This is a genomic window from Mesorhizobium sp. AA22 (genome assembly GCF_001672375.2).
Classification (GTDB): Bacteria; Pseudomonadota; Alphaproteobacteria; order Rhizobiales; family Rhizobiaceae; genus Mesorhizobium; species Mesorhizobium wenxiniae.
On record NZ_CP048406.1, the window covers coordinates 6,485,160 to 6,502,561 of the forward strand.

The 17,402-nt window shown below is 61.2% G+C and carries 14 protein-coding genes and 2 pseudogenes; 10 read left to right on the forward strand and 6 right to left on the reverse strand.

Translation table 11 applies throughout. The features are described from left to right. The first annotated feature begins 4 nt into the window (after positions 1-4). The 4 genes and pseudogenes from A9K68_RS30635 to A9K68_RS30650 all read left to right on the forward strand — a co-directional run bounded on the left by A9K68_RS30635 (position 5) and on the right by A9K68_RS30650 (position 4,555). Complete coding sequence (locus A9K68_RS30635) at positions 5-1,393, forward strand: pitrilysin family protein (RefSeq protein WP_065006359.1); 1,389 nt, start codon at positions 5-7, stop codon at positions 1,391-1,393. A gap of 174 nt (positions 1,394-1,567) precedes the next feature. Continuing rightward, positions 1,568-2,004, forward strand: a pseudogene (locus A9K68_RS30640) (DDE-type integrase/transposase/recombinase); the annotation flags it as partial. 615 nt (positions 2,005-2,619) lie between these two features. Beyond that, on the forward strand, positions 2,620-3,906 hold the full coding sequence (locus tag A9K68_RS30645) for a LysR substrate-binding domain-containing protein (protein WP_065006361.1): 1,287 nt from the start codon (positions 2,620-2,622) through the stop codon (positions 3,904-3,906). Next, positions 3,845-4,555 carry a plasmid pRiA4b ORF-3 family protein gene (locus A9K68_RS30650; RefSeq protein WP_245430210.1) on the forward strand — a complete coding sequence of 237 codons (711 nt, stop codon included), beginning with the start codon at positions 3,845-3,847 and terminating at the stop codon, positions 4,553-4,555. The genes A9K68_RS30645 and A9K68_RS30650 overlap by 62 nt, the downstream gene beginning before the upstream one ends. On the opposite strand, the gene A9K68_RS32405 is transcribed toward A9K68_RS30650, so the two are convergent. Continuing rightward, positions 4,536-4,667, reverse strand: coding sequence for a hypothetical protein (locus A9K68_RS32405; protein ID WP_280952233.1), 132 nt, complete (start codon positions 4,665-4,667; stop codon positions 4,536-4,538). The two genes, A9K68_RS30650 and A9K68_RS32405, sit on opposite strands and share 20 nt — an antisense overlap. A 143-nt stretch (positions 4,668-4,810) precedes the next feature. On the opposite strand from A9K68_RS32405, the gene A9K68_RS30655 reads away from it, so the two are divergent. Further along, on the forward strand, positions 4,811-6,211 hold the full coding sequence (locus A9K68_RS30655) for an ISKra4 family transposase (RefSeq protein ID WP_065007981.1): 1,401 nt from the start codon (positions 4,811-4,813) through the stop codon (positions 6,209-6,211). Positions 6,212-6,234: 23 nt separating this feature from the next. Here the strand turns inward: A9K68_RS30655 and A9K68_RS30660 are convergent. The 3 genes and pseudogenes from A9K68_RS30660 to A9K68_RS30670 form a co-directional block, all read right to left on the reverse strand. Then, positions 6,235-6,537 (reverse strand): annotated as a pseudogene (locus tag A9K68_RS30660) (transposase); the annotation flags it as partial. Positions 6,538-7,125: 588 nt separating this feature from the next. Then, the gene (locus A9K68_RS30665) at positions 7,126-9,465 is read right to left on the reverse strand and encodes a S9 family peptidase (protein ID WP_163603100.1); all 2,340 of its coding nucleotides are present in this window, start codon (positions 9,463-9,465) and stop codon (positions 7,126-7,128) included. A 93-nt stretch (positions 9,466-9,558) separates the two neighbouring features. Then, on the reverse strand, positions 9,559-9,912 hold the full coding sequence (locus A9K68_RS30670; protein ID WP_065005808.1) for a hypothetical protein: 354 nt from the start codon (positions 9,910-9,912) through the stop codon (positions 9,559-9,561). 72 nt (positions 9,913-9,984) lie between these two features. On the opposite strand from A9K68_RS30670, the gene A9K68_RS30675 reads away from it, so the two are divergent. Continuing rightward, positions 9,985-10,695: a hypothetical protein gene (locus tag A9K68_RS30675; protein ID WP_065005809.1), complete on the forward strand. Its 711-nt coding sequence runs from the start codon at positions 9,985-9,987 to the stop codon at positions 10,693-10,695. 352 nt (positions 10,696-11,047) lie between these two features. Here the strand turns inward: A9K68_RS30675 and A9K68_RS30680 are convergent, their stop codons facing one another. Further along, positions 11,048-11,788: an SMC-Scp complex subunit ScpB gene (locus A9K68_RS30680; protein ID WP_065005810.1), complete on the reverse strand. Its 741-nt coding sequence runs from the start codon at positions 11,786-11,788 to the stop codon at positions 11,048-11,050. A 3-nt stretch (positions 11,789-11,791) separates the two neighbouring features. After that, positions 11,792-12,736, reverse strand: coding sequence for a DUF1403 family protein (locus A9K68_RS30685; protein WP_246811270.1), 945 nt, complete (start codon positions 12,734-12,736; stop codon positions 11,792-11,794). Between A9K68_RS30685 and A9K68_RS30690 the strand changes: the two genes are divergently transcribed. The 4 genes from A9K68_RS30690 to A9K68_RS30705 all read left to right on the forward strand — a co-directional run bounded on the left by A9K68_RS30690 (position 12,735) and on the right by A9K68_RS30705 (position 16,874). Then, entirely contained in the window at positions 12,735-12,893 is a 159-nt protein-coding gene (locus A9K68_RS30690) for a hypothetical protein (RefSeq protein WP_163602977.1), read from the forward strand. The two genes, A9K68_RS30685 and A9K68_RS30690, sit on opposite strands and share 2 nt — an antisense overlap. Positions 12,894-13,036: 143 nt before the next feature. Continuing rightward, positions 13,037-14,056 (forward strand): tyrosine-type recombinase/integrase, encoded by a 1,020-nt coding sequence (locus A9K68_RS30695; RefSeq protein ID WP_245430187.1) that lies wholly within the window; start codon positions 13,037-13,039, stop codon positions 14,054-14,056. Positions 14,057-15,701: 1,645 nt separating this feature from the next. After that, positions 15,702-16,232, forward strand: coding sequence for a class I SAM-dependent methyltransferase (locus A9K68_RS30700; protein ID WP_166488082.1), 531 nt, complete (start codon positions 15,702-15,704; stop codon positions 16,230-16,232). A 201-nt stretch (positions 16,233-16,433) separates the two neighbouring features. Then, positions 16,434-16,874 carry a hypothetical protein gene (locus A9K68_RS30705; RefSeq protein WP_065005813.1) on the forward strand — a complete coding sequence of 147 codons (441 nt, stop codon included), beginning with the start codon at positions 16,434-16,436 and terminating at the stop codon, positions 16,872-16,874. Positions 16,875-17,402 lie beyond the last annotated feature (528 nt).

Consider the following 17,402-nt stretch of genomic DNA (forward strand, 5'->3'; position numbering starts at 1 on the left):
TGTGATGACGAACCAACATCGCGGCGTCGTTGCACGCGCCCTATCCTCTCTCTTTGAAAAAGGGAGGGTCTCGCGCCTCGCTACTCTGCTTGCCATGCTTCCCCTTGCCATTTTCTTCCTCCTGCAGCCGCCCATCGCCCGTGCGGCGATGACGATCCAGGAGGTGACGTCTGAAAAGGGCATCAACGCCTGGCTGGTGGAGGACCATACAGTGCCGATCATTTCCATCCGCTTCGTCTTCGATGGCGGCGCGACGCAGGATCCGCCCGGCAAGGAAGGGCTTGCCAATCTGATGAGCGGCCTGTTCGACGAAGGCGCCGGCGACCTCGACAGCGAGGCCTTCCAGATCAAGCTTGACGATGTCGGCGCCGAGATGAGCTTCGAGGCGCAGCGCGACGGCACCTATGGCTCGATGCGCATGCTGGCCGAGCAGCGCGACGGCGCCTTCGACCTGCTTCGCGTGGCGGTCAACCAGCCGCGCTTCGACCAGGCGCCGATCGACCGCATCCGCGCTCAGATCCTGTCCGGCATCATCGCCAACGAGCGCGATCCCGATACGCTCGCCCAACGCAAATGGCTGGAAGCGATCTATGGCTCGCATCCCTATTCGAGGCCGGGCGAAGGTACCAAAGAGAGCCTCGCTGGCATCACACCGGCCGATCTCAGCGCCTTCCACAAGGCGACTTTTGCCCGCGACGGCCTGTATGTGGCGGTGGTCGGCGACATCGATGCGAAGACGCTGAATAGAAGGCTCGACCAGCTGTTCGGCGATTTGCCTGAGAAGCAGACCCTCGCCCCAGTCGCCGATGTTAATCCCAAGCTCGGCCAGCAGGTAGAGGTGAACTATGACCTGCCTCAGACGTCGCTGCAGCTGGCCTGGCCTGGCGTCAAGCGCAGCGCGCCGGACTTCTACGCCGCGGTCTTGATGAACCAAATTCTCGGCGGCTCGCCCTTCACGTCGCGTCTGTGGGAGGAGGTGCGCGAAAAGCGCGGCCTCACCTACGGTGTCGACTCCGCTCTGGTCGACCACCAGCATTCCAACGCGCTCGTCGTCACTACGGCAACGCGCGCCGACAGGGCGGCCGAGACGCTCAGCCTGATGCGCAAGGTGGTGAAGCAATTGGCGGACGAGGGGCCGACGGAGGCCGAGCTCGAGGCGACCAAGAGAAATCTGATCGGCGGCTATGCCATCGACAATCTGGGTTCCTCCAGCTCGATCGCAGCCACGCTCGTCGAATTGCAGCTCGACAAGCTCGGCATCGACTACATCCAGCGCCACGCCGCCCTCATCGATCAGGTGACGCTCGACCAGGTCAAGGCAGCGGCGAGGAAGCTGCTTTCGGCCGAGCCCGCCATTATGAGCGTTGGCCCGCGGCTGGGAGGCAAAGGATGAGCTCCGGACCCAATTGCTTTGCTTCTCCCTTGGTGACGCCTTTTTCAGGTTCTGTCGCAAACGGAATAACAATCCATATCTGGCACGAAGGCCTCTCGTTCGGGGAGCGCTCTTGCTATGTTCAAAGGCCGTCATTTCGATCGATCAGTGATCTTGCTGTGCGTACGCTAGTATCTGGCCTACAATCCCAGCCTGCGCGATCTGGAAGAGATGATGGCCGAACGCTGTCTGAACGTCGACCATTCGACTGTGCACCGCTGGATCGTTCACTCCTCGCCCCAGCTTCTGGAGCGCTTCACCGGGCGCAAGCGCGCCGTCACCCGCAAGTGGCACATGGACGAGTATCTCTATCGTGCCGTAGACGGCGTCGGCGACACGGTCGAGTTCTTCTTCAGCGAACACGCGACCTGCCGGCAGCCAAGCGCCTCTTCCGGAAGGCCCTGGAGCACCACGGCAGACCGGATCGCATCGTCATCGACGGCAGCCCGACCAATCATGAGGCGATCATTTCCTGCGACGCCGAACACCGTCTGCGGAATCGATCGCGACGAGCGCTGAAGCCGAGCCGCATCCGCAAGAGCAAGTACCTCAACAATCGGGTCGAGCAGGACCCATTTCCGCTCGATGCGGCACGCGCTGCAAGCCTGCGACAAGACCAAATAGAACCCTTTGATCGCCGCTTAGGCCGTTCCATCGCAGCGGTCATCGGTCTGCGGAACGTCGCGACGAAAAAGCGTCAGAGCCTCTTTCGCGCGAGGGAAAGGTTCTGCTCGTGGCAATACCGCGCGATCTTGGCCATTTCGCCTTACCGACGGGTACGGCGCCAAAGTCCCAGCCGAAGGGCCGAGTCGTGGTGTGCTCACTGGAACCGATCTGAAGGCAACCAACGCTCGCCAAAAACGAGCACCTATTTTCGGCTGCGCAACTTGGCCCGGATCTTGCGGCGCGCTTATCGCCGCACGAAAAGGTTGGTTGCAGGTGTCCCAATTCATAATGTGGCATCGTGATGCCCAAAATGCTTTCGATGGCGCAGCGATAGTCATGCCAGACAAATTAGGCTCGTTCACAGCCTTGGGCCGCCGGAGTTCGAACCGTCTGCTCGTGACCGCACGCGCTCTGCCGGGGTATTGGCGCAAGTCGAGAAAGTACGAGTACGGTGTCCTCAAGAAAGGCGAAGAGCGCCGGTCGCTCGTTGTCGCTGCGGGATTGAATGCCAAGCATTTCCTTTGAGCAGTTGTAGGACCCGGCAGCAAGACGAGTCGGGCAGGAAGGCGCATTTAACGAGAATTTCACTCTTTATTCGCGCGCCTGGAGCGCGCCGATCAAATCTGCTCGCGAAGTACGTTGCCGCGGATCGCAAAGCAGCAGCTCGCTCGCTGGCGATCGGAACCCATCAAAATGGCGTCCCTTTCGGGCTCTTTGAAAATACAGATGATGCCGCCACTGCCACAAGCGGCATCGGGCGCAATCTACGTCTCTTCAAACTTGGCAAGGGTCTCCCATTGCAACTACGCCACCTCCGCTATTTCGTGAGCATCGTCGATGCTGGGAGCTTCTGCCGGGCAGCGGCCACCATCCATGTGGCCCAGCCAGCCCTCAGCCAACAGATCGCTGGCCTTGAAGCCAAGCTCGGCGCTACCCTGTTGCACCGCAGCGCACGCGGCGTTTGCCCCACTGAAGTGGGAAAGGCCTTCTATCGGGAGGCCGTCTTCATCTTGCAGCGGGTAGAGCGACTGCCCGGCATGGTTCGCTCCACGGAGGGAGAGCCAGAAGGTCCGGTTAGGCTCGGCATGTCTTCGACGCTCGCCGTCTCGCTCGCCGGCCCCTTGGTGGGCGCCTGCAGGACGGCAATCCCCAAAGTGACCTTGAGCTTAGTTACCGGTGACTTTCTCCGCATCAGGCCGCTCATGGAATCGCACGCGCTCGACGTTTGCATGGTCTTCGAGGACACTCCCACCCTTGGTATTTCCCGCAAACCGCTGTTCCGCCAGCGCCTCTATCTGATCCGGCCTGCCAGCGCAGAAAATGCCGCAACATCCGTGTCCCTCGAGACGCTGGCGGCAATTCCCCTTGTGCTGCCAGCGCAGCCGCATACGATCCGCGACGCGCTGGACCGGGCGTTTGGAGCGGCCGGAGTGATACCGAACTGCGTGGCAGAGGTCGACGCATTCTGGAGCGTGCTCTCCTTGGTCAAAGCCGGGGTAGCAAGTGGGATCGTTCCCAAGGGGGATTTCACGGACATTCCAGGCTACGAAGGTCTGAGGCCCGTCGTCATCGATCCGCCGATTCATCTGACGGCATGCCTCATTTCATCCGCCCACATGCCGCTCACGTCCGCCGCCGAGGCGGCAAGTGCCCTGCTCGCCGCGCAGGTAGGGGAGCATGAGGATTTGTGGGGCGGGCTGGAACGAAGTATGTCGTCACCGTTGAATTTTGACGGGGCCGGCGGATGTGAAAAGGGCAAAACGGGCAGCGACGAAAACTGCCGGAGAGGCGGCAGCCTCGGAGGATGAGATTTCCATCCTGCAATTCCGCATCTGGCTGAAGGACGTGAGCCCCATGGTGTGGCGTAGGGTTCAGGTTCCCTCGACGATGACGTTACGCGAGTTTCATGGCGTCCTTCAGGTCGCGATGGGATGGGAAGGCATACACCTTTACCAGTTCGTCATTCACACGGTGCGGTACGGCTCGTGGGAGGCGGGTGCCCGCTTTCCGGCTATCCCACTTGGCAATTTGCAACTGCGTAACGGCAGCCGGTTCCTGTACGAGTACGACCTCAACTTCCCTTGGGAGCACGAGGTCCGGCTAGAGCAGCGCCGGCCTGTCAAACCCGGAGCTCACTATCCGGCGTGTACGGGCGGCGACGGCAACTGTCCGCCTGAGGATTGTGGTGGACCGGAAGCCTGGATGTGGCAGAGGGACGAGGCGCTCGGGCCTGACCTCCATGAGGATCTCGCCACAGCATTGGAATTCATCACGGAAATCGGCGACACCCGGTCCCTTGCGGTCCTCGATGATCCGGACCGCGCTTGGGAATTACAGGAATTGCGGTTTCGGATCAAAGGCGGAGCTACACTGCTGGGCCAGTCGTTCGAGCGGCGGAAAGTGAATGATCGCCTGCGGCAGAGCGAACATCTGATCCTCATGCACCAGCAGATGTGACCTGATCTTTCGAAAGAAGATTGGCCCCCAGAAGGGCGGCATCATCACCGCGAGTGTTGATGCCCGAAAGCAAGGCTGGGATGGCGTTTGCGGCCTGCTTGATCGAGATCATGTCGGTTTACCGGACGATTTTCGGATTGCTAACTGATGGTCTTTATCAGCGTTTCCGGCAGGCCGCAGAGGAGAAACGGGCGTCATGGGCGCAATCAGTTTTCCACTCCGGTCATTCTGGAAAACTCATTGCGAGGACATGAGATGCGGGCGCGGCTGGTTCTGGAGATTATGGGTGACGATGGTGAGATGATTGCAATGGAAACCGTCGCCGATCTGGTGAAGGTGACGAAGGGCGCCGAGGATCTCGGTCTGTCGTTGTCGGAGGCGAAAGGCCTTCTTACGAAATTACAGCAGGCGATGGTGGAGACGCAGGTGGAACTTTGGCTGAGCGAAAACCGCGAGCTGGATGGGCGTCGCCTGCGCAGCAAGGGCAGTTACCCAATAACCTTCCATACGCTCTTTGGGGACGTCCGCCTGAAAAGCCCCCGATACTACCTGCCGCACTCGGTCGGCGGAAACGATCCAGCAACGATCTCTCCACTCCGGAAACTGATCCCCGACCACATTGCGCCCGAGCGCCTCTATCTGGAAACGCGGTGGGCATCGCTCGTACCCTATGCCGCCGCGGCCGAGCTGCTGGCCGATGTGCTGCCGGTCGAGAGCGGCGCCAACGCCACGACGGTTCGGCAGCACGCCTTGCAGGCCGCCAGGCGCATCGAGCGGGAACTGACCGAAGAGCGGGTTTCCTTCATGCAGGATGCCTGTCCGCGCGACTGGATGAACCTGCCCGTTCCCGATGGCCGCATCGTCATCGGTCTGGATGGCGGGTATATCCGTGACCGCAACGATCGAAAGAAGAACTTCGAACTGATCGTCGGCCGCTCCTTACCCGAGGACGGAGATGCCCGTTACATCGGTTTTGTCCATGGCTACGATCGCAAGCCGCAGCGGCGTATCCTTGACCATCTTAAAAAGCAGGGTGTTCAGGCCAATCAGGACATCACCTTCATCACCGACGGAGGAGAAGAAGTCCGCTCGCTTGCCGAGATGATCGCGCCGGCAAGCGAACATGTCCTCGACTGGTTCCACATCACCATGCGCATCACGGTCCTGCGCCAATTCGCCCAGGGTCTCGAAAACCATAATGAGCAGGCCGGACAGGATCTGCTTGAAACCCTGCGCAGGATCAAATGGCACCTCTGGCATGGCAATGCGTACCGTGCCAGTGAGGAAATCGGCGACCTGCAATTCGATGCGGAAGCGCTCGAAACGGACTACCCGATCATGCGCAAATTCCTCACGGCCATTGGCGAGTTCCGATCCTACATCGCTTCCAACAGTGCCAGCCTGATCAACTACGGCGAACGCTACCGGTCCGGTGAGCGGATATCCTCGGCCTTCGTCGAGGCAACCGTCAATGCCGTCATCAGCAAGCGGTTCGCGAAAAAGCAGCAGATGCAGTGGAGCAGGATCGGCGCGCATCTTCTGCTGCAAACCCGAACGCAGACCCTCGACGGCTCCATACGCTCGACCTTCCAGCAATGGTATCCCGGTATGGCGAACGACAATCACGAACCAGACGAAACAGCTCTCGCCGCATAACTGCCCCACACTTCCTCATGCTCCCCTTTCAGCCAAACGCGCAAGGGCAGCTTGGTCGAGTGCAGCGGGGTATGGGTGGTCACCGTGAACTGGAACCGGCAATCGCCATTGGAACATTGATAAAGACCCGGTCGCGCACGCCGCTTGCCTGTATCGCGGTCAGCAAGCGCGATCGAGCGTTTGTAACCACAGGCGGGGCAGATCCTGCCGTCCGGCCACATCATGCCTTCCAGGAGCCGCCGGCAATGCTCTTCATCCCGGAAAGCCACGATCATTTCTTCAACGGTCCGAATGTTGGAAAGCGCTGCGAGCATCGTTTCAGGCATTTTCATCTCCGCCAGGTCACGCTCCAAGAATCGCACGGGAAGGCCTTGATCACAAGACTCTTGCTGTCTTTGGTTGATAAAGGCCGCGTACAATTTCGCACTGATCTTGTTCTGACCCCGTGGAGGAAGCCTCGGGTCATATCCCGGTCGTCGCGGGTACGCTTCTGTGTTGCATGCTTCGTTTTGTCTCCGCTCGCCGACTCGCGGCTTTCCGGGAAGCGGGAGGGAAGCGGGGTAGGCGGCGAGTTGGGACGGAAGGGCCGCCGTCCAGGCGCACCGCATCCGAAGGACCGGAACGAAGAGAAGGACCCGAAGCGACAGCGAAAGGTTGCGGGATGCCGCGGCGGGCTTGGAAGGGAGTGCCGCCTACCGTCATCGAAGAGGCAGGCAGAGGCGGGGCGCCATGTCCTTAATTCCCGCTTTGCGGCCGTCGAGCGTCGGAATCGTTCCTGTTTCCGTCTTGCGAAGGCCCGTGGCGCAGGAATCGGCGCAGGCCCTCGTGGGAGCGGTTCTCCGCTCGCTCGCCGCCTCGATCACAGCCAACAAAACGGGCGCGAGGATTGCCACAGGCAGAAGCAGCCGAAGCCATCATCGTGACGATTTGCTCTTTTGCAGCTCGGTTCGTTCAGCGTTCCAGTCGGGTGGGGTCTGATCGAGAATGTTGCGAACGAAGAAGTCCAGGAGTTTGCGCTCAGTGTAGATGCCTGGCGCGTTGTGATCGGCACCAGGCACATAGACCATGTCGAAATCTTTTCCCGCCTTGATGAGTCGGTCGGCAAGCTGCAGCGAGGAGGACGGGTCGACATTGCGGTCCATTTCGCCCACGACGATCATCAGCTTGCCCCGCAGCCTGTAAGCATTGTCGATGGCGGAGGATTGGGAATATTCAATGCCGACTGGCCACCCCATCCACTGTTCGTTCCACCAGATCTTGTCTATCCGGTTGTCGTAGCAGCCGCTGTTGGCGACCGCGACCTTATAGAATTCGGGATGGAAGAGCAGCGCGCCCACCGCGTTCTGGCCGCCTGCGGACCAGCCGAAAATGCCGACATTGGAGATATCGTACCACGGATACCTCGCGGCGGCCGCCTTGTGCCATAGAATGCGATCGGGAAAGCCTGCGTCCTTCAGATTTTTCCAGGCAACGTCATGAAAGGCGCGCGAGCGCTTGTTGGTACCCATGCCATCGATCTGCACAACGACGAAGCCCAGCTGCGTGAGCGGCTCTGTCCGCCCTGAGAAGGATTTTGGGACGAACGAGCCCTGGGGCCCGGCATAGATATTCTCCACCACCGGGTACTTCTTCTTCGGATCGAAATTGGCGGGCAGGTGGATCACGCCCCAGATATCAGTCTTGCCGTCGCGCCCCTTGGCGTGGAAACTGAGTGGCGGCTGCCAGCCTGCGGCGACGAGCTCGGATATGTCGGCGGTCTCCACCTGCATGAGTTTGATATCGTCGCTGGCGCGGTAGAGCATCATGCGGGGCGGCAGATCGATGCGTGACCAGAGATCGACATAGTAGCGGCCGTCGGGAGAGAACTCGACATGGTGGTTGGCCGGCTCGGGCGTGAGCTCAGTCAGCCCCTCACCGTCGAAGCCGATGCGGTACGCATGGACGAAATAAGGGTCTTCCCCCGGGTGCATCCCGCTCGCCTCGAACCAGATCTGGCGCTTGACCGGATCGACATGGTTGACCCCCCGCACGACCCACTCACCGCTGGTAATCTGGTTCTTGAGCGCGCCGGTCCGGCCGTCGAACAGATACAGGTGCTCGTGCCCATCGCGCTCGGACGCCCAGATGATCTCCTTCCCGTCGTCGACATCGTAACGAAAGATTTTGCCGGTACGGCGCTGGTTCATCACCAGCGGCCGGTAATCAACGAAGGTCGTGCTGGTCTCATCGATCAGCGAGCGTGCGCGGCCCGTGGCGGCGTTTACCTCGACCAGCCGATAGAGCTGATGCCCGCGCTGGTTATATTCGAAAGTGAAGCCGCGACCGTCCGCCCACCATTGGAGAGGGGAAAGTTCGAAGGGGTTCGAGAACAGGGCGTCGTCGATCACGATCTGGCGGCGGCCGGCAATGTCGAACAGGACCGGCTGGGGCAGCGGAAGGACATCGCCCGGCTTGGGATAGACCCTTGTCGAATATTCGCGCTGCAACCGGTCCGTCGACGAATTGAGGTACGGGACCTCCCGCTTGTAGCCGGGGCGAACGCGGTAGGCCGCGAGATGGCGCGAGTCCGGCGACCAACTCAGTGTCGAAAAGACGTAGCCATTGTTTTCGGATCCATCCCGGCTCAGCGCAACATTCTGCAATCCGTCCTTGCTGCGCAGCAAAACATTGTGGTTCCTTATAGAGACGATCCATTTGCCGTCGGGCGAGACGCTCCTCTGGTCGGGGTTATTCTTAGCCGGGGGGGTGTAGTCGTGGCTGAGCTGAAAGGCCGGCGCGTCCACATCCAAGTTTGTGCTGGTGCAAACATAGCTTGCAACGTCGCAGCTCCACCGGACCTGCTTAATCAGGAAGTCGAGCCTGCAACCATCCTCGGTCAGTTCGAAACGCTCGAAGGGAAGATCGCCGGCCTGATAGCTCTTATGGCTCGCTTCATTTAGCGCCGCCGCCAGACGGGCCTGGTCGAAGGCGGCCCGTTTCAAACCCGTGGCAGCATCGACCCGCATGAACTGGCGCTCGCCGTGGCTAGTCCGGCGGTAGACGAAGGCTTCACCCCCAGTCAGCCAAAAAGGCATTTCGGGGACATTGGCACTGAGTCCGCTATAGCGATCGTTGATCGTCAGTGCCCGCTCGAAATCCGCCAGCGCCAGCGGTGGATGTGCACCATTCGAATCGTTGGCCAGCACCCGAGCGGTTGCCGATCCCGATGCCTCTTGAATTAATGACGCGAGCGCCGAAGCGCCGATCTTGACCATATCTGTTCACCTCTTCGGTTTTCGGGAGACGCATTGTTGGATCTGGCTTTTCATCGCCGGTGTGCAGCAGCCGTTAAGCGTTGCTCGAAGGCGTCAGCACGCGGGTGCGGCCGAGACGGCAGTCACCATGACCCGTGCGCCTACGCGGATATCCAGGAACTGGCCGGGTGAACCAGACTGAAGAGTTGGCATCCGAGCCAGCAGGGTATTTTCCATGTCACAAATATTCAAAGCCCGATGGCGCCTTGCAATCACACTTCCTTGCTGTTCCTGCACCGGAAACGGCCGGAACGGGGCCCGGCACGAAGCGTTGGCGATCGGCATTCTCTGCATGGCTGGCGTCAGTCCGTTGATCCGTATCCGGATGAACGATGCAATATGCGCGCCAAAGGAAAATCCCTTTAGATCAAGGCGATCGATCGGACCGGCTGTGTCGATGACCGACATTGACGTCGCATATCCGACAGCTCGGACAACCCCAAGTCACATTGACCTTGGGTGTATCTCGGGTTGACAAGAGTGACCCTTGAAACGGAAGCGGCAGAACTCAAAGGCCGCTTCGAGGATCAGGATCAACGGAGCCGGGAACTGTTCACCGAACACAGCAAGGCGGCAGACGCGGTCAATGCGATAGGAGATGACGATGCCGCTGCTCGGATCGAAGAGCGTCGCCGGACCGCGTCGCTCCAGATCGACGAGAAGGCTCTCCGCTATCTCAAGCTGCGGATTGGTGTCGTGGCGGCCGAACAGGCACTTCGCCTCTACCGGGACCGCCACCGGAGTTCCATGATGGCTCAAGCGTCTGAGGCGTTTCATACGATCAGCAGGGGCAACTACCGGGGGCTCGTGACCCAGCCTGACAAGGACACCGAGATGCTCGTCGCCGTAAGCGCGGACGGCGGATCAAAGATGGCGGCCGCGCTGTCGAAGGGAACGCGGTTCCAGCTTTATCTGGCCCTTCGCGTCGCCGGATATCATGAGTTCGCTTCTTCGCATCGGCCGGTGCCATTCCTGGCCGAGGACATCATGGAGACCTTTGACGATTTCCGCGCAGAGGAAGCCTTCCGGCTCTTCGCGGGAATGGCGAAGGTGGGACAGGTGGTGTACTTCACCCACCATCAGCACCGCTGCGACCTCGCGCGGAAGGTGTGTCCGAGCGTGACGATCCACGAACTGCCGCAGGCTCCGGCGTCACTGCACCTGGTGAAGATCAGCCGACAGGTCGCCTAGTGTCGTAGCGGAAATGCGGTACCCCAAGAGCGTACCATCCTGTTCTCGCGCCAAGGGCGACATTGATTGGCTCGACCCCAACACTCTTCTTTGTTGCCCGGCGGCGTCGGCTCGTCCTGGCTGCAGGCGGCCATGACCGGTTGATTGCGCACTTCTCGGATTTCATGGACACGCATCAAGGATCGCCGAGGTCTGTGCGGTCACCCTCGACCGGCGCCGACCTTGCTGCTCTGCTCGCGGCCTGTTCGCGCGCCACTCACGATGCGATCAAAACGAAGCGTCACCGTGTTCTTGCGGTCCCACGCGGCTAGGATTGCTGCCCGCGAACCACCCATCCCTGGTGAGCAGCATGCTATTCATCACCGGCAACGCCCGCATCTTCTTCCCAGTCACTGGAAAACCCCGGCGTGATGTCGCCCGCCAGCAGCTTCTCCTTCGACAGCAGGCCTGCATCCTCAAGCGCTTCGATGTCGGGGAGATCGCGCAGAGTGTCGAACCCGAACTGCAGCAGGAATTCTTTTGTCGTCACGTAGGTGTAGGGCGCGCCCGGCGTCGGGCTACGCGGGCCGGAAGCGATCAGACCGGCACCGCGCAGATGACCAATAAAATCGCGGCTGATCTCCTTGCCGAAAAACGACGACAGTTCTCCGCGCGTGATCGGCTGGAAGTAGGCGATGCACATAAGAACCAGCACGTCCGACTGCGTCAGGTCTACGGCACGCCTGTTGTCGCCGCCGGCGGTGCCAAATGCACTGCGGATGGCATCGGCATAGGCCGGCCGGGTCAGGTGCCGAAAACCGCCGGCGACGGCGACCAGGTCATAGGGCCGGCCGCGTAGCTCCTCTCGAATATCGTCGATCAGAAGGTCGATGCTGCAGCTCTTGCCGACGATGCGCGTCAGCGTCTCGCGGCCGACCGGTTCACTAGCGGCAAAAATCGTGGCCTCGACGCGGTTCATCCACTCCCGCCAGCGAACCTCCGCCGGCAGGTGGTCGAGATCGCGATCGAACAAATGGTCATATGAACGACGGTCGCCTGATCGATGGTCATCTGACCGGCCCTGCCCTCGCCTCTTGCGCGCCGCTTCAGCCATTTCCTAAAGCCCGTAGATGCGGAACGTGGTGCGGCCGGACAGCTCGCGCACGGCGCCGAGATCGACCAGTCGGTCGAACAGGCGGCGCAGGCCGCGATCGCTCATCCCGGTCTTTTTGTCCCCGCGCGACGCCACGAGCGTGTCGTCGGACAGCAGCTTTTCGACGACGAGATCCGCACCCTTCGCCCGCAGTTTCGGCGCGACGGCGAGCAGCCGCTCGGCGCGGCGGCCGAGCTCGGTCGAGAGGTCGATCGCCCGCAGCGCTGCGCGCGCCTGGGCCACGAGCAGGCCCTGCACCCTCTCCCCGCCTGGCGCCCGATCCCTCTCCGTCAGACTGGTTGTTCTCACCCGCACGCCACGCGTGCTTCCGCCCGATCCCGGCTGCGCTCCCAGAAGCGGCACCGCATGCGGCCATCCCAGTCTTTGCGCGAGCAGGGCGTCGGCGAGCCAAGAACCCAAATTGCGTCCGAAGCCATCGCGTTCCGCACTCGCAAATGCGCCGGTCAGCATCTCGACAACGCCGGCTGCCGTAGACAGCTGGCGGAGATCCTCGAGGAGATCGCCGCCCGCCGCGCCGTTGCGGGCGAAAAAACCGAATTCTTCCAAGACCACGGTGAGGTTTTTCTCCGTCAGAAGATCCTCTGCGGGCCGGGCTGCCAGCCGGCGCCAGGCGAGGAGCAAAAGACCGCCCGGCCCACAATCGTCGCCGGGGCGGGTAAGGAGAAAAGAATCGCGCAGCGCGGCCTCGTCCTCGGTGCGCCCCGCCTGCCGCGCCGTTGTCGCGGCCGCGCCGAGTGCCAGACGTTGCCGCCAGGCGCCCGCCCATTTTTCGTCCCGGCGCACGACAGCATCGAGCGCGGTCAGCGCCGCGCCGGCGGCAAGCGCAGCATCCTCAAGGGTTTGCGCCGTCTCGACTGCCCTGCGCAGCCAGGATGGCACAGCCGTCATGGGCGCGATCGGCGCGGCGCCGAGCGGCTGGACTGCGTGTCGCGAAGGCGGTTTGGCGTGGAGAATCATCCTCGACAGCATGAATCATCGCGGCGCTTTTAACAACGACAATACGAACAAACCGCCGCGCCTGTCGTGGCCAGATTATGTCCGGTAAGCTTCCTTACCGGACATATTTTGATAGCCTCGCAAATCATGGAAAAGCCCCCGCAAAAACCCGCCAAAAACGATGGCCCGGCCGAGGATCCGCTCGCCGGCGACCCTCTCGAGGGAGAGTTGCCCGACATCGTCGATGTCGTCATGGAGATGGGGCGGCCGGAGGTCCGCGTCCCGGCGCATGTCGAGGATCTCGTCGAGACCGCCCGGGAATATGCGGACAACGCCAGTTCGGAAAACACCCGCGACGCCTACGCCAAGGATTGGAAGCATTTTACATCCTGGTGCCGACGCAACGGCTTCAATCCCCTGCCCCCGGATTCGAAGGTGATCGGGCTCTATATCAGCGCCTGCGCCGCCGGCGGCGCGAAGCTCGGCGTCCCGGCCTTGTCCGTTTCGACCATCGAGCGCCGTCTTTCTGGCCTTTCCTGGAATTTTACCCAGCGCGGCCTCTCCATGGACCGGGCCGACCGCCACATTCGCACCGTGCTCGCGGGCATCCGCCGCAAGCACACAAAACCGCCGCGCGTGAAGGAAGCCGTCCTCGGCGACGACCTCGTCGCGATGCTCGCCACGCTCGGTCACGATCTGAGGGGCCTGCGCGACCGCGCCATCCTGCTCCTCGGCTTCGCCGGCGGCCTGCGCCGGTCCGAGATCGTCGGCCTCGACGTCATGCGTGACGATGACAGCGACGGCGCCGGCTGGATGGAGATCCTTCCGGGAAAGGGCGTGCTGGTGACGCTGCGCGGCAAGGGCGATCGCTGGCGCGAGGTCGAGGTCGGTCGCGGCTCTAGCGACCACACCTGCCCCGTGGTCGCGCTGGAGACCTGGATCAAGTTCGGCCGCATCGCCCGCGGTCCCCTGTTCCGGCGCATTTTCAAGGACAACAAGACAGTCGACGTCGAGCGCCTTTCCGACAAGCATGTCGCCCGTCTCGTCAAGCAGACGGCACTGGCTGCAGGCGTCCGCTCCGATCTCCCGGAAGGCGAACGCGAACTGCTGTTCGCCGGCCATTCTTTGCGCGCAGGGCTCGCCTCTTCGGCCGAGATCGAGGAGCGTCACGTCCAGAAGCAGCTCGGCCATGCCTCGGCCGAGATGACCCGCAAGTACCAGCGCCGGCGCGATCGATTCCGGACCAACCTCACCAAGGCGTCCGGGCTCTGAAAGCCCCCTCCCCTCCCCCAGAGGGGCCGCCTCATGGTGCTCCAGAGGAGCAGAATTTTCACCTTAGCGCTTCAATTGAAATCGGGAAGTAAAACCGACAGTCGTCGGCGCGGGCGAGCGGCCTCAGCAGGGTGTTCAGGGGCAGATCGCCGAATTTGTAAACCGTTGATTTGTTTATAGCCGATGCGCGTAACGGAAGCTATACTGCCGTTTGCTTCGCTCACAGGTGACTCTTCCGGCGATGAAGCTGACTATCGATAATGACCTCTTATCGATAGCGATTGATCTCGCCGCGCAAATCAGCCAGAAATCGCCCTGCAGAGCCCGCTGGCGACGACAATCGGGACGGGGAAAATTCGCCGAATGGCGCGGCGCCTTCGCCTTTGCGCCGACCGGGCCGGGCGTCGCCGACTTCGTACAAATCTCGCTCGGCTGGCCGGCCCCGTAGTTGATCTCGACTACCGCCCCAACGGCGTCGAGCATCTCTTCCAGCCGACCTGGGTTCTCGCGATTCCGCTGCCGAGGCGCAGCAGCTCGCAGGACCAGTCTGGCTGCGCGGACGCGCCGGTGGTGGCATCGTTCACATGAGGAGCCGGCGAGAATCCCTGCGCGCCTTGGCCTCAGTTCTCGGTTACCTCGAAGCATGGTCTCTGGCTGCGGCGGGCTCATCCCTGGCGGCCGACGCCGGAGGTACTTGCTGATAGAATTCATCGCCCACCCGTGGGATCGCAAAGCGTGAAACCGACGTCTCGCACGGTCGGAAGACGTGACCGCGGCGTTTCGGCCAACCTGTTTCCTGTCGATGGACCGCACGCGCCGAACACCGTAGGCCGGCGTCTGTCCAGCTGATCGACGCTGACCAAATGGCGCAGCTCTTAGGCGAAAATCCAACGCGCCGGGACTGCAGAGCGCGATCAAGTTGGCGGTGCGCGCCAGCGCCCGCCCCGCGGCCGCAAGAGCAGAAAGGTGGTGACCGCCGATAATTTGACCAGCCTCCTCACACCTGCGCGGGCGACCGTCTCGTCGACGTGCCCGATCGCGCCCTTCTCATCACCGCCTTTTGGCTCCGGCGGCCGCCGCCGCAGCGAAATTGCTTCGCTCCGGTTCGAGCAGGTTGTCGAAGGAGAGCCGGTACCCACCGATCCCAAGGCTCCCGACGGCGAAAAACTCCCGAGCTTGTCGATCCGTCTCGGCCGGACCAAGACGACACAAGCGGACAGCGACGCCTTCGTGCTGCTCCTGGGCCGGCCGGTTACAGTGCTACAATCGGAGGCAGCGGACCTGCGATTAGCTCCCGCACCAGCAATGCGATCGAGAGGATCTATCTGGACCAAACTCGAGTAGCGACAGCATGGGCTTTTGAGATAAGGTTGGGACGCGATGGCATTGAGCGAATAGAGCGATAACCGGGAACCGAACCAATCCACAGAAATATTTTGTTGGTATTTTTGTTGGCTAGTCCTGCTATAGCGGAACCCTAACCATTTGGAAACAGAGCGAGTTTTCCATCGCTTGGATTCCGCCTCTGGCACCATTTTCCATGGAAATTGCTTAACGGTCCGACAGACGTGTCGTTGGACTTTGCCGGAAAATGCACGAGGGCGCATATAAAATTCGACTTGGTCCAGGACACGGAAGGATAGTCGTGCCTTTTTGGAAATCGCACAAGAAATATAGCGCAGGAACGTGGGACGATCGGCTCGATGGATTATTTTCATGCGGGGTAAACTACTCCGGTAAGACGATCCTTGATGTTGGCTGCAATATGGGCATCGTCGCTTATGAAATCGCCAAACGCAGACCGGCCTACATCCACGGCATTGACGTTCTGAAGCCACACACCCGCGTGGCGCGTTCTATCTTTCTAGGATCGAACGTAGAAAGTCGATTTGACACCATGAGTCTTGGGAGTCGAAAGCTTCAATCTGTTCTAAATGACCGTTACGATATCGTTCTTCTTCTCGCTGTGTACCAGCATGTCCGCAGGGGGTTGGGTCAGGAGGAGGCCGATCGCATCTTCATCGACATCATTAACCGCACTCAGACGATTGTGGCGCGAGTTCCCGACGAAGACGACATCCGTCTTCAGTCTCTAATTGAGGGTGCCGGGTTCACCTTATCTGATCGCCACAAGTCGCCACGCGGCAGTACAGTTCTGGCTTATCATCGCCACTAGACCGGGCGGACGGCGATTACCTGCGCGACTCACGCACCAGACGCATTTCCCGCGCCTATCGGCAAAATCACGTGACCTAAGCACATCACGGCGGCTTCGCCCGCGAAACGTCTTTGCTCGCGTTGGGCGGATGACGGATTTGATTTGCTTGGTGATCCTCTATCCTTAGGGCAAACTGCCTCTGGGGCTCTAGGAGGCGAAATGAGAGCACGCGCAGCAACGGTTGGAGATCTGGAAGCTCTTTTCCGTGATCTGTCCAAGCGGATATCGGACGAATACGCCGCGGCCGGCAAGGACAGCAAGATCGCCTACGACAATCTGATGATGAACTTGAAAGAAGGCCGTGCTCACGCGCTTGTCCAGGGCGAAAAGACCGTGGCGATCATCGCGTGGCACGAGCATAGCGACGCTGCTGATACGCTGTTCGCCGCGCAGGAGGATTTCTTCAGTGCCGCGACCGTTCGCTTCTGCAAGCGGCACATCCGCCATATCCAGGCGCTCGCCGGCAACCTCCCGATTCATTCGCGCAGCTGGCTCCAGAGACCGGACGTCGCAAGATGGTTTCGGATAATCGGCTATGTCGAGCGAGGCCAGGAGAATGGCGCCAACCTGTTCGAACTGCCGCCGGCTCCGGCCGCATAAGAAATCCAGCGTGAAAACGCTGCCTTTGAGTTCCGGCGGTGCCGCGCTCACGACGGTGTGCCAAAAAGGCCCGCCGCTCCATTTGCGAAGCGGCGAGGCCCCATATTTGGGGACAACTTCCGGGCTGTTGCCCAGCATTGCCTACCGTGCAATTCAGGTGCCAGACGACTGATCCATAATGGGTCACCGCACCGGGAAGCGCGAACCATCCTTCCGCGATCACACCACTGCCAATACCGCGCAATCCCTGTTATATTTCCTTGCAGCGGACCTGATTTCCGCCTGGCCGGCGCCCATCAGGCAACCTACCCCAACGCCCCCCCAAAGTGGCGCCGGCCAACTTCGCCGCTGACCAATCTTCGCCACCGACAACGTCGAGCACGCCGTTGCGAGGGCGAGGCCTGCGCGCGATCGTCAGGCCCGATAGTCAGGGGCAGCGGTTCGAAGCCGCCTCCAGAGCGGCGGACTTTCAAGTCGGAACGCCCGGCTGCGATTCCAATCCGACAGATCGCCTGGAATGACAGGACG